This is a genomic window from Bittarella massiliensis (ex Durand et al. 2017) (assembly GCF_017566145.1).
Taxonomy (GTDB): domain Bacteria; phylum Bacillota; class Clostridia; order Oscillospirales; family Ruminococcaceae; genus Bittarella; species Bittarella massiliensis_A.
In genome coordinates, this window is the sequence record NZ_JABFCL010000324.1 from 1 (window position 1) to 214 (window position 214).

Genomic DNA, 214 nt, shown 5'->3' on the forward strand with positions numbered 1-214 from the left:
GCCGTGCTCCTGGGCGAGGTTGTTGATGAGCTCCTGAATCAGAACGGTCTTGCCAACGCCGGCGCCGCCGAACAGACCCGTCTTGCCGCCACGGATGTAGGGCTCGAGCAGGTCGACGGCCTTGATGCCGGTCTCGAAGATCTCGGTCTTGGTGGTGAGCTGGTCAAAACTCGGGGCGGGATGGTGAATCGGGTACCAGGCATCCACCTCGGGC

At 63.6% G+C, this 214-nt stretch carries 1 pseudogene; it reads right to left on the minus strand.

The features are described 5' to 3' along the window. A pseudogene (locus HJY11_RS14515) lies at window positions 1–214 on the minus strand (F0F1 ATP synthase subunit beta); the annotation flags it as partial.